The sequence below is a fragment of the Paenibacillus lycopersici genome, from assembly GCF_010119935.1.
Classification (GTDB): domain Bacteria; phylum Bacillota; class Bacilli; order Paenibacillales; family Paenibacillaceae; genus Paenibacillus_Z; species Paenibacillus_Z lycopersici.
Genome location: NZ_CP048209.1, coordinates 3,543,469 through 3,557,916, shown reverse-complemented (window position 1 = coordinate 3,557,916; position 14,448 = coordinate 3,543,469). Strand labels below are relative to the sequence as shown.

The 14,448-nt window shown below is 65.4% G+C and carries 13 protein-coding genes; all 13 read right to left on the bottom strand.

The window, feature by feature from the left end; all coding sequences use genetic code 11:
- Positions 1–175: 175 nt before the first annotated feature.
- Positions 176–1,165, bottom strand: a complete 990-nt coding sequence (locus tag GXP70_RS15800) for an aromatic ring-hydroxylating dioxygenase subunit alpha (RefSeq protein WP_162357710.1) — start codon at positions 1,163–1,165, stop codon at positions 176–178.
- Positions 1,166–1,198: 33 nt separating this feature from the next.
- Positions 1,199–2,587 carry an amidohydrolase family protein gene (locus GXP70_RS15795; protein ID WP_162357709.1) on the bottom strand — a complete coding sequence of 463 codons (1,389 nt, stop codon included), beginning with the start codon at positions 2,585–2,587 and terminating at the stop codon, positions 1,199–1,201.
- Between the two features lie 26 nt (positions 2,588–2,613).
- Positions 2,614–3,876: a pyridoxal-phosphate-dependent aminotransferase family protein gene (locus GXP70_RS15790; RefSeq protein ID WP_162357708.1), complete on the bottom strand. Its 1,263-nt coding sequence runs from the start codon at positions 3,874–3,876 to the stop codon at positions 2,614–2,616.
- Positions 3,873–5,132 (bottom strand): allantoate deiminase, encoded by a 1,260-nt coding sequence (allC, locus tag GXP70_RS15785; protein ID WP_162357707.1) that lies wholly within the window; start codon positions 5,130–5,132, stop codon positions 3,873–3,875. The genes GXP70_RS15790 and allC overlap by 4 nt, the downstream gene beginning before the upstream one ends.
- Entirely contained in the window at positions 5,129–6,787 is a 1,659-nt protein-coding gene (allB, locus tag GXP70_RS15780; RefSeq protein ID WP_225442436.1) for an allantoinase AllB, read from the bottom strand. The genes allC and allB overlap by 4 nt, the downstream gene beginning before the upstream one ends.
- Before the next feature lie 5 nt (positions 6,788–6,792).
- Positions 6,793–7,212 (bottom strand): hydroxyisourate hydrolase, encoded by a 420-nt coding sequence (gene uraH, locus GXP70_RS15775; RefSeq protein ID WP_162357706.1) that lies wholly within the window; start codon positions 7,210–7,212, stop codon positions 6,793–6,795.
- On the bottom strand, positions 7,209–8,186 hold the full coding sequence (gene pucL, locus GXP70_RS15770) for a factor-independent urate hydroxylase (protein ID WP_162357705.1): 978 nt from the start codon (positions 8,184–8,186) through the stop codon (positions 7,209–7,211). The genes uraH and pucL overlap by 4 nt, the downstream gene beginning before the upstream one ends.
- 26 nt (positions 8,187–8,212) lie before the next feature.
- Entirely contained in the window at positions 8,213–8,707 is a 495-nt protein-coding gene (uraD, locus tag GXP70_RS15765; RefSeq protein ID WP_162357704.1) for a 2-oxo-4-hydroxy-4-carboxy-5-ureidoimidazoline decarboxylase, read from the bottom strand.
- Between the two features lie 38 nt (positions 8,708–8,745).
- Positions 8,746–9,249, bottom strand: a complete 504-nt coding sequence (locus GXP70_RS15760) for a (2Fe-2S)-binding protein (protein ID WP_404822257.1) — start codon at positions 9,247–9,249, stop codon at positions 8,746–8,748.
- The gene (gene pucD, locus GXP70_RS15755) at positions 9,239–11,557 is read right to left on the bottom strand and encodes a xanthine dehydrogenase subunit D (protein ID WP_162357703.1); all 2,319 of its coding nucleotides are present in this window, start codon (positions 11,555–11,557) and stop codon (positions 9,239–9,241) included. The genes GXP70_RS15760 and pucD overlap by 11 nt, the downstream gene beginning before the upstream one ends.
- Positions 11,558–11,569: 12 nt before the next feature.
- Positions 11,570–12,424 (bottom strand): FAD binding domain-containing protein, encoded by an 855-nt coding sequence (locus GXP70_RS15750; RefSeq protein ID WP_162357702.1) that lies wholly within the window; start codon positions 12,422–12,424, stop codon positions 11,570–11,572.
- Positions 12,425–12,731: 307 nt separating this feature from the next.
- Entirely contained in the window at positions 12,732–13,349 is a 618-nt protein-coding gene (locus tag GXP70_RS15745) for a nucleotidyltransferase family protein (RefSeq protein WP_162357701.1), read from the bottom strand.
- Positions 13,346–14,413, bottom strand: a complete 1,068-nt coding sequence (locus tag GXP70_RS15740) for an XdhC family protein (protein ID WP_162357700.1) — start codon at positions 14,411–14,413, stop codon at positions 13,346–13,348. Before GXP70_RS15740 ends, GXP70_RS15745 begins: the two co-directional genes overlap by 4 nt.
- Positions 14,414–14,448 lie beyond the last annotated feature (35 nt).

The window sequence follows — 14,448 nt, the reverse complement described above, 5'->3', positions numbered from 1 at the left end:
CATCATAGAGGGTGCGTCATATACAGGTCAATATATATTACATTAGATTTGTAATCCGGCACAATATTCGGAGAATAGATTGTTATTCGCTCCTTGTACTGCGAAGCGCATCACATGTAACTAACTCATAATCGTCATACATAACGTATATATGACGTGAATAGGCACGGGATGATTAGACAGTCCCCACAGTTACCCCGAGTTCTTTCAACCAGCGGCGGTACGCGACCGAGAAGACATCGACCCGGTGGTTCAGCTCCGCCTGCAGGTCGAGCGGCAGCAGCTCGGGCTTCTGCGATTCGATGACCTGCGCATCCTGATCGAAGACGATATCCTGGAAGCGGATGAAATTCGCGTCGTCCGCGTCGAAGCCGTAATTGCGAGAGACCAACATGAACACGAGGCATTCGTCCTCCGCCACCGGAGAGACGGTAAGCAGAATCCACAGGGTCTGGCCGTTGCCGGGGTCGGTCTTCGACAGCCTTCCGGACAGCGGACGGAATACTTCCTTGCGATAGACATACGTCGTTCCATCCTGCTTATCCGAGCCCGAATGCGCGACCGGCTGGAATATCGGAATGTTCTCGATATAAATCCGGTCCTGCTCCTTGACGACCTGGATGTCCGGAAGCTCGGCGTAGTCGGGATGGCCAAGCAAATCCTGATGGACGAACATAAGATGCGCAAAATCGGTGAAATTCTCGATCACCCGCGTCCCCGCCGCCTTCACCTTGTACGGTCCGCAGGGCAGCGGACGGAAGGCCGGGTCGGCGAACTCTTCGAAATGCGGCACGCTGCCCGCCGGTTCGCCGAGACAGATCCAGACGAAACCGTACTTCTCCTCGCAGGCGTAGGCTATTGTCCTCGTCCGCGGCGGAATCCGTTCCCCGGCCGGCTGGGCCGGAATGCAGACGCATCGCCCTTCGCCGTCGTACCGCCAGCCATGATAGGGGCAGACGATCTCATCGCCCTTCATCCAGCCCTTGGACAGCATCGCGCCGCGATGGATGCACAGGTCGCGCAGCGCCTGGACGCCGCGGCTGTTCCGGAACAGCGCCACCCTCTCGCCGAGCAGCGTGATGCCGATCGGCTTCTCCTTCAGCTCGGAGGATAAATACACGGCATGCCAATCGTTTTCCAGCACGGGATCGAGCAGTCTTGCCATAAGCGAAGCACCGTCCTTCAATGGGATGTGTAATTATTGACCGGAACGAAACGCCGGATAGCGCGCCGCCAGCTTCGCGCGCAGCGCGTCGACGCGCGCCTGGGCGCGGCGCAGCAATTCCCGTTCGTCTACGAGAACGCACCGCCCTTCTTCGACGACGATTCGGCCGCCGACCATAACGAGCTCCACGTCGTTGCCGTTTGCGTTATATACGAGGGCGGAGGAAGCGCGGTGAACCGGACTGATATGCGGTTTCAGCAGATCGACGACGACGAGGTCGGCCTTCTTGCCGGGCTCGAGACTGCCGAGATCGGCTTCGCGGCCCATCGCCTTCGCTCCGCCGTTCGTCGCCATCCGCAGCACATCCATCGGAGGCAGCAGCGTCGCGTCCATCGCATCGACTTTATGAAGGCAGGCCGTAAATTTCAACACCTCGAGATTGTCTTGGCAATTGTTGCTTCCGGGCCCGTCCGTGCCGAGCGCCACGTTGATGCCCAGCCGCCGCATAGCCGGCACGCGCGCGATCCCGGAGGCGAGATACATGTTCGATACCGGGCAATGCACGACCGAGGCCCGCCTGTCGCGGATCGTCTCCAGCTCGCCGTCGTCCAGCCATATGCCATGCACGACCTGCGTGCGCTCGCCCAGCAGGCCGACTTCGCTCAACAGCTCGAGATTGCGCAAGCCGAACCGTTCAAGCGTATTGTCGATCTGACCGCTCGTCTCCGCTACATGCACGTGGGCGATGAGATCTCGCTCGTCTGCATAGCGGGCGGCGCGTTCGAGAAATCCGCGCGAACAGCCGTACAGATTAAGCGGGCCGAGCGCGATGCTTACCCGCCCCGATGCCGCGCCTTCCCAATCGTCCAGCAGATCGTCCGTCGCGGCGAACACCTCCTCCGCCGATTCGCGCAGCCGCCGTTCGCCGGACAAGTCGGCTCCGCCGCGGGCGAGATGGCCTCGTATGCCGGAGTCGACGAACGCGCGCAGCACGCCGGACGTATTATCCGGAGAAGTATGAATGTAATGGTGGTCCATCAAGTAGGTCGCGCCGGACTTCAAATTTTCGACGCAGCCGATGAGGCCCGCCAAATAGAAATCCTCCGGCTCCATGACGAGGCTTAGGGGCCAGATAATTTCGCGCAGCCAGTCCGCGAGCGGCAAATGGTCGGACACGCCGCGCATATAGGTTTGGAACAAATGGGTGTGGGCGTTGATAAGTCCCGGAATGACAGCCTTCCCTTCCGCGTCGCAGACGTACGGACAGGTCTCGCGAAGCCGCTGCAGCCGTTCGTCGTCCCAGCGCCACGGACCCACCTCTTTGATTTCGTCTTCCGATACGTACACGTAACCGGGCTTGAGCACGCTGCCCGCTGCGTCCATCGGCAGCACCGTTCCGTTATAGATCAGTTTATCCGTCACTCTCGTCCCTCCCTGGTGACAGGCGTTCATGCCTGATCATCGTATACGTCGAGCGCCGCTTGCACGGACTCGCCTGCCGGCAGCTTCCGGCCTTCGCGCAGCAGCGATGCCTCCAGCGCGCCGAGCAGATGAAGCACGTTCGTCTGCCGGCAGCCGTAGCCCATCGTGCCGATTCGCCATATTTTCCCTTTCAGCGGCCCGAACGAGCTGGCGATCTCGACGCCGAAGCCGCGCAGCAGCCGTTCGCGCACCCGCTCGCCGTCGATGCCGTCCGGCACGTTGACGCATGTGACGACCGGCAGCTTGCAGCCGGGATCGCCGTATAGCTCAAGCCCCATTGCGCGCAGGCCGCTCATCAGTGCCCGCTCGTGCAATCGGTGGCGGGCGAATCGTTCCTCCAGACCTTCGGACAGCGCGATCCGAACGCCCTCCCGAAGCGCATACAGCATGGACGTCATTTCGGTATGGTGATTGAGCCGGGCCGGGCTCCAATAATCCTGCAATTGACTCAAGTCAAGATAATTGCTTTGCACGGGCCGCGCGGAAGGCGAATCGCCGGCGCCGGAGCGAAGGCCGCGCTCGATCCGCTTGCGCTTCAGCAGCTTGCGTTCGGCGCGATCGTTATACGTAACGGGCGCCATGCCGGACGGAATCGACAAGCATTTCTGCGTGCCGCCAATGACGGCGTCCAGCTGCCATGCGTCCGTCTCCATCGGTACGCCGCCGATCGTCGCCACCGCGTCGACGACAAGCAACGCGCCGACTTCGCGGCATGCGGAACCGATGCCCTCCAACCGCTGCAACCGTCCGGTCGACGTTTCGCCGTGCACGATCGCGACGAGATCGGGACGCTCCCGCGTGACGGCGGCCGCGATTTCCCCGGGGGCGAAGACGCCGCCCCATTCCCGTTCCATCACGATCACGGAAGCTCCGCAGCGCTGGGCGATCTCATGCAGCAGATGGCCGAAACGGCCGTAGATGGGGATGAGCACCCGGTCTCCGGGCTCGATCAAGCTGTTCAGCACCGCTTCGATGCCGGAGCGGGACGTGCCGTCGACGGGATATGCCCATTCGTTGCCGGTCCGGAACAGATGGCGCAGCAGCTCCATCGATTCGTTCATCAGCCGCGTGAATTCGGGATCGAACTGGCCCAGAATCGGATACGACAGCGCGCGCAGCACGCGCGGCTCGGCCTCGACGGGGCCGGGCGTCATAATGATGCGCGGGGAAGGCGACAATTCCTTGTAGGCGGATCGGTCGAAAGGCGCAAGGCCGAACGGTTGGTTCATCGCTGCCACTCCTGTCCATAAGTTAATTCGTACAGGCAGTCCGCCAGGACGGCAGCGCCTTCCTGCAGATGCAGCGGGGCCGAATATTCGTCCGGCGAGTGGCTGACACCGCCTCGGCTCGGCACGAACAGCATGGCGGCCGGACAAACGGCGGCGAACAACTGGGCGTCGTGTCCCGCTCCGCTGACCATCCTGCGCGAGGAGTAAGCCCGCGCCAAGCAGGCGCGTTCCAGGAGACCGGTCAGCCCGCCGTCCATCGGCACCGGCTTCGATGCCAGCCAGATACGCGACGCGAAACCGAGTCCCCGCCTTCGCGCAATGGCCGCGAAAGCGGCGAGCGTATCCCGGCAAAAGGATTCCAGCATCGCATCCTCGTCGTGCCGGATATCGAGCGTGAACCGAACCTCGCCGGGTATGACGTTCGGCGTGCCGGGCATCGCCTCGAGACGGCCGGCCGTAGCCACGAGCGGATCGCCCGCCGCTTTCGCCCGCGTCTCGAGCAGGGCCAGCATCTCGGCCGCGCCGGCCAGCGCGTCGGCCCGCATCGACATCGGCGTCGTGCCCGCATGATTGCTCGCTCCGGTCAGCGTGACGGCATAGCGCCGCTGCCCGACGATCGCCTCCACGAGTCCGATCCGCCGGCCCGAGCGCTCGAGCGCGATGCCCTGCTCGATATGCAGTTCGACGAACGCGCCGATATCGCGGCGCAGACAGGGCGTCTGCGCCTCCAGGCCGAAGCCGGCCTCGCGCATCGCCTCCGCAAGCGTAATTCCGTCCGCGTCGGCAATGCCTGCGCCGTCTTCGAGGCCGTAGACGCCGGTCGCATTCCCGGATCCCCAGTAGGCGAGCGGAAAGCGGCTTCCCTCTTCCTCGCAAAGCGACACGACCTCGAGCGTGCGAAGCGGCGCGCCGCAGGTTCGCTTGAGCGCGGCGACCGCCAGCAGGCCGGCCGCTATGCCATAGGCGCCGTCATACCGGCCGCCGGAACGGACGGTATCGACATGCGAGCCGGTCAGCACGACCGGCGCTGCCGGGTCGGCGCCAAGCAGCCGCCCGTACAGATTGCCCGCGCGGTCGAAGCGCGTCTCGAGCCCGGCCGCCCGCATCCGCTCCTCCAGGAACAGCTGGGCCGCCCGCCACGGCTCCGTATATAGCAGCCGGGTGACGCCGCCGCCCGCCTCGGCGCCGAAGACGGCCAGTTTATCAAGCAGCCCCTGGAGCTCCGCGAAGGCGGACATGTCCAGCGGCGCCCTCATGACGGCCGCTCCCCGTTGCCGGGCAATGGCCGCGAAGCCTGGCGGCTCAACCCCGGTGCGGAGGCAGGCGTTTGCGCCGGAAGCGCATTCGGCTGCGCCTGGCGGACATCCGGCTGCGGCTTGGGGACATCCGGCTGTGCCTTGGAGGCATCCGGCTGCGCATGGGGGTCATCGGGCCGGGCCTTGGGGACGTCCGGCTGCGCCGGGAGGACGATCGTCCGTTCGATCGGCGCTTCGCCCTCTCCCGCAATTCGAGGCGGAACCGTAAGCCGCATTCCGCCGCCGGGCGTCACGCCCTCTCCGTCCATGTACACCGTCTTCCCGCGGCACAGCGTCCGTACGACCTTACACGTGAATTGTCGTCCGATGTACGGATTATGCGGATGCCGGTGATAGAGCCCCTCGCGCGTCAGTACATAAGGCCGGTTCGGATCGACGATCGCCAGATCGGCGTCGAAGCCTTCCGAAATTTCGCCTTTGCGCGGATAGAGGCCGAAGCGCCTTGCCGGATTGGCCGACAGCGCCGCCGACAGCAGCGGCAGCGGTAAGCCGCGCTTCACCCAGCCTTCCTCCAGCATCAGCTCCAGCGTGTTCTGCGCGCCGGCGATGCCGCCCCATGCGTCGAAGAACGACAGACCCGGCGCCGTCTTCATCGATTCCGGGCACGGCGAATGATCGGATGCGATCAGATCGATCGCCCCTTCCAGCAGGAGGGACCACAATCTCTCCCTGCGGTCTTCGCCGCGCAGCGGCGGCGCGCATTTGGCCGCCGGCCCGACGAGCGCCATGTCGTCCTCCGTCAGCGTCAAGTAGTGCGGGCATGTCTCCGCAGTGACATCGATGCCCCGCCGCTTGGCGGCCGTTATCATGTCGATCGCCTCCGGCGTGCTGATATGCACGAAATGGAGGCGGCAGCCGGTCTCCGCCGCCAGCTCCAGCGCCACGGATACCGCCTCCAGCTCGGCCACGGCCGGACGCGATGCGGCAAAGTCCCGCGCCCCCGTCCGGCCCTCGGCCGCGAATTTCGCCGCGAGCCGCGAGGTGATCGCCTCGCTCTCCGCATGCAGCGCGAGCAAGCCGCCGAACGCCGCGATCCGGCGCATTCCATCCCGCAGCGCCTCGCGGCCGATTTCGCGGAATCGCCCCTCGCCCTCGCCGCCCGGATTCGACATGAACGCCTTGAACCCGACGACCCCGGCGGCCGCCAATTCCGCCAATCGGTCCGCGTTGCCCGGGACGAGCCCGCCCCAGAAGGCGTAATCGACGGCGGATGCGCCCTCGGCGATCCGCGCCTTCAAGGCCAGCGCATCCGCGTCGACCGTCGGCGGATTGCCGTTCAGCGGCATATCCGCGTAAGTCGTGCAGCCGCCGGCCGCCAGCGCCGCCGATCCGGATGCGAAGCCTTCCCAATGACCGAAATTCGGCTCGTTAACATGCACATGGACGTCGACGGTCCCGGCCATGACGAGCAGGCCGTCCGCATCGATCGATTCCGCGGCACGGCCTGCGCCGTCAAGAAGGCCAGCGTCCGCGACGATCGCGATCCGTCCGTCCTTCACCGCGATGTCCGCCTTCCTCGCTCCGGACGGAAGCACGGCCGTTCCTCCCCGGATGATCACATCGTAGCGTTCCTCCAGTTCTCCCAGTTCCCCCATGTCGTTCAGCTCCCCCGATACGTACTATAACCGCCGGGCGCCGCCAGCAGCGGGATATGATAATGGGCTTCCGGATCGGTCACCCGGAATCGTACCGGCACCTGCTCCAGCAGCTGTTCCGGCGCGGCCGCCTTCGCCTCGGCGGAACCGCTCGCGAACGCTTCTCCTATGCAAGCTTCCCCTTCGCCGGCCACTGCGCCGCCGAAATAACCGCCGATATGGAACAGCAGCTCGTACACGCCGCGCTCCAGGCAACCCTCCGCCAGCAGCGGCTGATTCAGCCTGCCGTCGGCGTTGGTCACCGCTTCCGTCACGAGCACGCACGGCAGCGTCCCGTCCAGCCGCCACAGCTGCACCTTCACTCCGGGAGCAGGCCGCCCGCGCGAGACGTCCAGCACATGCGTCGTCAGCCGTCCCCCGCTCATGCCGACTCCCCCGGTACATCGTCGCGCAAGGCGAGCAGATCATCCTTCGTCATCGAGAAGCCCTGGAAGCCGAAAGGCGGACGCGGTTCGGTGAATACGCCCGGCGCGCCGCCGCCCGCCGGCTCCACGACGGTTTCCCAAGTCCGGTTGTTCGACTCGAATCTGACCTCCGCCAGCTGCGGGAACCGGGTCAGCAGCCGCTGGCCGATCAGCCAGATCAAATATTGAATGGAAGGCGTCGCGAACTCGTAGAACACGTTATGCGCGATATCGCGCACCTGCTCGGCCGGGACGTAGCGTCCCTTCTCCGGCCGCAGCGCATCCTCCGGGTCGTCGTAGCGCCACAGCAGGTCAAGGAAAATAAACAGCGGCCGATCCTGCGCTTCCGGCAGCGTCGTGTATTCATCGCGAATGAAACCGGCGAACGAGCTGCCGCTGACTTTAATAAGCTGCAGCGCCGACAAGCCGCACCAGTGGGAGGCGATCGCCGAGCCGCCGGCCTCACTGCGCACGACCTCCATTCCGGCGCTTGCATGGTCGTTATGGGAAGGACGGTACACGAGGTCGTTGTGCATGAAACCGCCCGGCCCCGGCACGGCGAGCGGCTCGAACGGAATCCGGTCCGCGCTCAGCTCCACGCGATCGATATGCGGGTACACCGCCAGGAAACGTTCGGCCAAAAAGGCAAGCAGCCCTTCCGTCGCGCAACCGTCGAACGAAGCCGACTGGCGCAAAATGAAATTTTTCATCGAGTCGGTGGCGACGACCTGGCGGTTGTCCCCTTCGGTGAAGGACGTCAGCAGCGCTTCGCCGCTGACGGCGAATTTGACGTTATGGGCGAAGATGACGTTGCGCGTCTCGGAGTACGGCGATTCCGGTATCGGCGGCGCTTCCAGCGGGCGGGCGTAAGTCCGGTAAACGAGCACGTCGCCTTTTCCGTAATAAAGCGTGCGTCCGCACGGCAGTTTCAACATAGCAATCTCGTCCTCTCGTTCTATATTCAGGAGCCGATGATGCGACCGAGACGGAGCTCGGTAATGCGGGCGATTTCAGCCAGCGCCCGCCTCCGTTCGGAAGCCGGGTCGCCGGCGATTCTGAGGCGCATCGCTTCGGCGACGTCCTCCTTCGTCCGTCCCGCGACCGCGAGAATGAACGGGAAACCGAACTTTTCCGTATACGCCCGATTCATGGCGTTGAAATCGTCGTATTCCTCCGGCGTCAGCGCATCCAGGCCGGCGCCCTGCTGCTCCTCGGCCGACAGCGCCGTTACGCGGAGCCGGGTCGCAAGGTCCGGATGGGCGCGCAGCAGAGCCAGCGCTTCGTCCGGGGAGGCCTCCTCGACCTGACGCAGCATCGTCTCGTGGAGATGCGTCAAGGAACGGAACGGCCCCTTGCTCCACGCCCGCCCCGCTACCCAGGAAGAATGCTCGAATACCGGGCCGAGCAGTTCGGTGAAGCGCGCTTCGTTCAAGCCGTTGATGTGCGCGATCGTCATTCGTTCGCCGCTTGAATCGCTTATGTCCTTTCGTTCGCTCAGCCGTCTCCCCTCCTCAGCTCCGCCGCCCGCCGGACCGCCCGCATGATGCCTCCGTAGCCCGTGCATCGGCACAAATTGCCCGACAGCGCCTCCTCGATCTCGGCTTGGGAAGGATTCGGGCGCGCGTCCAACAGCGCGGCCGCGGACACGACCATCCCCGGCGTGCAGTACCCGCACTGGAAGCCGCCTTCCTCCAGAAAAGCGCGCTGAACGGGGTGCAAGCCCCCGTCCGCGATGCCCTCGATCGTCGTGATCGACCGCCGTTCGCACTGGTACGCCATCGTCAGGCAGGCATTGACCGGCGCGCCGTCGATCAATACCATGCAGGCGCCGCAGCGGCCGATCTCGCAGGAACGCTTCGTCCCGGTCAATGCCAGATCGTCGCGGATCACGTCGAGCAGCCGTCTTGACGGCGCGATCGCGAGCCGTACCGGCATGCCGTTCACCTCGGCCTCCCAATCCTCCGCCAGCGCCGAGATACGCATCGCTTCATCGTTCATCGCCCGTCGCCTCCTTGCTCCGCATAGGAGCCGCATCCTGCAGCAGCGCGGGGTCGACCGGCAGCCGGTCGATCCACCGGCCGGCCGCGTGCCGGATCGCCGACGCGATTGCCGGCGCGAGGCCGATCGAGCCGATCTCCCCGATGCCTCTCGGACCGTGTTCGTCGCCTTCGGGCAAGTCCTCGATCGGCAGCACCTCGACCGGGCCGGCCTGATCGATGATCGTCGGCACGAGGTAGGTGTCGAAATTCATCGTCACGTACCGCCCGCCCTCCATGACCGCTTCTTCCAGCAGCGCATAGCCAAGCGCCATCGAGCTGCCGCCTTCGATTTGGCCGAGGAAGCCCTGCGGGTTCATGACCGGCCCCGCCGCAACGGCGTGGAACTGGTCGAGCACGCGGACTCTTCCGGTCAACCGGTTGATCTCCGCCTTCACCGCCACGGCGGCGTGGCTGTACAAATAATGGGCGCCGATTCGCTTCGTGTCCGAGGCCGGGTAATGGACGGCCGCTTCGCATACGATCGGCTCCGCCAGCGTCGCGGCCAATTCGGCGTAACCGACGGCGAGGTCTCCCGTCGACCGCCAGCGCGCGCCGCCTTCCCCGAGCCGCAGCAGCGCCGGCGAAGCGCCGAGCGACTTGCCGGCCGCTTCCAGCACCTGCTCGGCAAAAGGCTCCTTGAGCAGCTCGAGCGCCTTCCACATCATGGTGGTCGCGCGCGACGCCGTGGTGGAGCCGCTGTCCGGCACGGCATCGGTATCTCCGATCACGATCCGCACGTCGCTCGAAGCGAATCCAAGGCGCTCGATCAACATCTGCTCCAGCGTTGCGATCAGCCCTTGGCCGCATTCCTCGAAGCCGAAGGCGGCTTCGATGATGCCGTCCTTGCGCAGCGTCAGCCGCCCGCCGGACGGATCCGGAATGCCGACTCCGAGACCGGCGCCGTGCATGACCAGCGCCGCGCCGATGCCGGTGACCAGCCACGGCTTCCGCGCTTCCGGACGGAAATCGGCATCGGCGGCGGATCCGTCGAGTCCGCCGATCCGCTCCTGCCACAGCCGGCTCTCCCGCAGCGCCTTCCAGACGCGTTCCGCCCCGTCCGTCTTCGCGATCGGCTGCCCGAACGGCCCCGTTCCTTCAGCCTCCGGCTTCAGATTAAGCTTGCGGAACGTCCACGGATCGAGTCCGGCCGCTTCGGCCAGCCGGTCCATTTGCCCTTCGAGGGCGAAAATCGCCTGATTGCCGCCAAAGCCCCGAAACTCGCCGGACATCCCGTTATTCGTGAAGACCGATCGGCTGGCCGCGTCGACCGCGCCGAACGCGTATGAGCCGATCGCGTGCTCGGTCGCGAAGTTTAGCACCTCCGCTCCTAACGTGGCGTACGGGCCGGTGTCGGCGACGATCCGGACGAGGTGGGCGGCGATCCGGCCGTTATGGTCGATGCCGGTCTTCATGCGGATGACCATCGGATGGCGCTTCAGACCGGATCGTACGGATTCCCAGCGGGAATTGTGGATTTTCACCGGACGGCCCGCGGCGCGTGCGAGCAGCGCGCCGTAGGGCTGGACGTTCAGCTCGTCCTTGCCGCCGAACGAACCGCCGATCGGGCTCGATACGATTCTGATCCGATCTTCCGGCACCGCCAATATTCGCGAGAGCTGCAGCCGGTCCATCAAGCCGTGCTGCGTCGGCGCATAGACCGTCAGCCGGCCGTCCGGCTCCGGCACGAACAGGCCGCCCTCCGTTTCCATGTAAGCGTGCATCTGGCGCGGCGTCCGGTACGTCTCTTCGACGATATGCGCGCATTCGGCGAAAGCCGCGTCGATGTCGCCTTTCGCATACGAGGTCTCGTGCAGCACGTTGCCATCGGGATGCAGCAAGGGCGACCCCGGCGCAAGCGACCGCTCGGGATCGTCCAGCACCCGCAAAGGCTCGTAATCCACCTCGATCAGCGAGAGCGCCAGCTCCGCCTGCGCCCGCGACTCCGCCGCCACGGCCGCCACCGCATCGCCGACGTACCGGACGCGGTCTTCGCAGAACACCGGCTGATCCTGGCGGGCGATGCCGAAGCGGTTCAGCCCCGGCACGTCGGCACAGGTCAGCACCGCCGCGACGCCGGCCAGACGCCGGGCCGCTTCCGTGCGGACCGATCGGATCGCCGCGTGCGGATTCGGGCTCCGGAGCACCATGCCGTGCAGCATGTTCGGCGCGGTCATGTCGGTCAAAAACGTCAGCGCCCCGCTTACCTTCTCCGGACCGTCAGGCCTGGTACGCCATTTGACTCCGCTGTTTTGCCGGTTCAACCGCATGGGCGCTCCTCCTTATCCTTCTTCGTAATCGCGAACGGCCTGCCAGAGCTGCGACGAGATAACGTTCGCGGCAGTCCGTTTCCGGTACGCGGCCGAAGCGAAAGCGTCGGGCTCCGGCTCGTAATGTTCCATGACGAGCTCGTGCAGCCGGGCGATGGCGCGATCGTCCGCCGCGGCTCCCTCAAGCTCCGTCTCCGCAAGCGACAGCCGTTTCGGAACCGTGCGTCCGCCCCCTGCGGCCAGACGAAGCCCGCGCAACCGGCCCTCTTCGATCCTGCCGCTAAACGCGGCTGTCACGACGGACGGCGTGAACGCTTCCCGCCGACCGATTTTCTCGTAGCATGCGAATTGCCGGCAAGTCGGCTGCGCCGGCGACCCGCAGAGCGCGGGCTCGGCGCCCGCCCGCAGCGGAAGACGGATGCGCAGCAGCAGCGCCGAATCGTCCGCCGCTCCGGATGCCGCCTTCGTCAGCCAGCCGGCAAGCGTCCCGCCGCGAGGCGAATCGCCTTCCTCCCAATCCAGCTCCGCCTCGTACGCAAGCAGCGCGGGCAGCGCGTCTCCCACGACGGACATGACATTGCCGCCGATCGTCGCGGCATTGCGGACGGAAGGCGCGGCAATGAAGCGCGCCGCCTGCGCGAGAAGCGGAAAGTCCGCCGCGAGCTCCGGACTATGCCGGCAGGCCGCGAGCGTCGCGAGCGAGCCGATCGTCATGCAATCGCCGGACCGATCGATGCCTGACAGGGCTGCAACGCCGTTCAAGTCGATCAGATGAGCGGGCATCCGCTTTAATCCCGCCTCCCATTGGGTGCGAAGCAGCGTTCCTCCGGAGACGTATTCGGCTCCCTGTCCGAACCATTTTTTCATTCGGACGGCCTCTTGCGCGGCCTTTGGACGCCACACGGCCGGGTAACCCGCGGCTCGTTCGCCGTACATGCTCATGGCCAGCAGCTCCTTTCGTCAATGAAATCGGAACTAGAAGCGGAACGATATAATTCAACTATACGCACGCGTCATATATAAGTAAACTTACCTAACACATTATTGGATAACTCGCTAATGAAAGCGAAAAAACGTTGTGCGCCGTGCACAACGTCAGAAGATTTGAGTTATATTAGCTAACGTATTGAATACCATCTCGGTTCTTGTCATCCGCGCCCGTTCCAACGAAGGTCTATTTCGATTGCGCCATCAGCTCCTTCGCCAACATTAAATCTTCCGGCGTATCTACGTCGAACACGAGCGTCGGCTCCCGTATCGGCATGATTTCTCCCGCGACCCCCGGCTCCGCCAGCAGCCGTTTCGCGCCCTGATCTCCCTTGAGTCCGGCGACGCTCGCGAACAGGCTTCGCGCCAACAGGACGGGCGGCATGGACGCGTCGCCCGAGCCGCAGATGACGTAATCCAGCCCGGGACGGCTCCTCCAGGCATTCGCAAGTCCATTCAGCAGCGCCGGCGTCACGAACGGCTGGTCTGCCAGCGCGACGATCGCCGCTTCATGTCCGGCCGCTTCGGCGCAGGCTATGCCGCAGCGCAGCGAATGCGCCATTCCGAGGCCGGCATCCCCGCAGAAGACGATTTGCAGCTTCGGATCGGAATCCGCGGCTTCCGGCAGCCAGCCCAGCGGATCGCCGGGCCTGACGATCGCGAACGCCGCGTCGATGCCGGAAGCGAGCAGCGCGCTCAACCCCCTGCCGCCGAGGCCGATACCCGGCAGCAGCTCCGCGGCCGGTTTGGAGCCGCCCAGGCGCGAACCTGCTCCGGCGGCCAAATATACGCCCGCGATCGTCATGCGTCTCTCCTTGCCGGATCGGCGGCGCGCAGCCGTTTGCGCCAGCCGATCAGCTCGGCGGCGATGCTGACGGCAATCTCTTCCGCGCCCTCCGCGCCGATAGCGAGGCCGATCGGCCCGCTGACGAACGGCTCCGTCGCCATGCCGCCGAGCACGAGTCCGACCCGCCTCGCGGAGCCGACGATGCCGAGATAAGCCGGCCTGAGCGGCATGACGAGCGATGCCAATTCGCGATCCCGGCGCAGATGATGGCTCCCGATCATGATGTAATCGCGCGCGCCGATCCGCAGCTCGGACACGATCCGCTCCGGCTCGCCGACGATCGTCGCCGCATGCGGGAACCGGCCCGGCCGGCAGAGCGCCGGACGCCAATCGGCGACAACTGTCCGGAACCCGACGCCGCGCGCCAGCTCGTCGACCGCCGCCGCCTCTTCGCCGGCACCGAAGATGACGAGCCGCTCGCGCGGCGCGAACGCGCTCGCGAACGACGGCGCGCCGTCCGCCTCTCGGTCCGGCCGCTCGCCCGGCATCAGGAACGGGCTTCCGTCCGCCGGCAAGCCTGCCTCCTCCTCGTCATGCCGGGACAACGGGCCGGCAACTGCGGACGGCCCGCCGGAGAAGCCGTCAGACCGCGTCTTCGCCGGTTCAAGCGAGTAACGAAGGCGGCCCTCGGCTTCCCGGCGGACGAGCAGGACACGCTCCCCGCAGCGCACCCGCCGGCCGATTTCAAGCAGCATGCCGCGAAGCGTCTCCGTCAACGGCTCCAGCAGGATGCGGATATCGCCGCCGCAGCCGATTTCCTCGCCCCAGACGAAGTCCTCCTCGGGCCGCATGTTATAATCGACCAGCTCGTGAACCCCGGATCCGAGAACAGCCGCGACCCGGGCATGAAGATCCGCCTCCAGGCAGCCGGGACTGATGCTTCCGATCCGCCTTCCGTCTTCCGTCAGGAGCATGGCCGCCCCTTCTTTCCGATAGGCATGCCCCCGTACCCGAACGACGGTCGCAAGCACCGCTTCGGCGGAATGATTGTCGACGAAAGCCAAGATTCGTTCCGATTCCATGCGCCTCTCCCCTTTGTTCGCAATCGCCGGCCTTC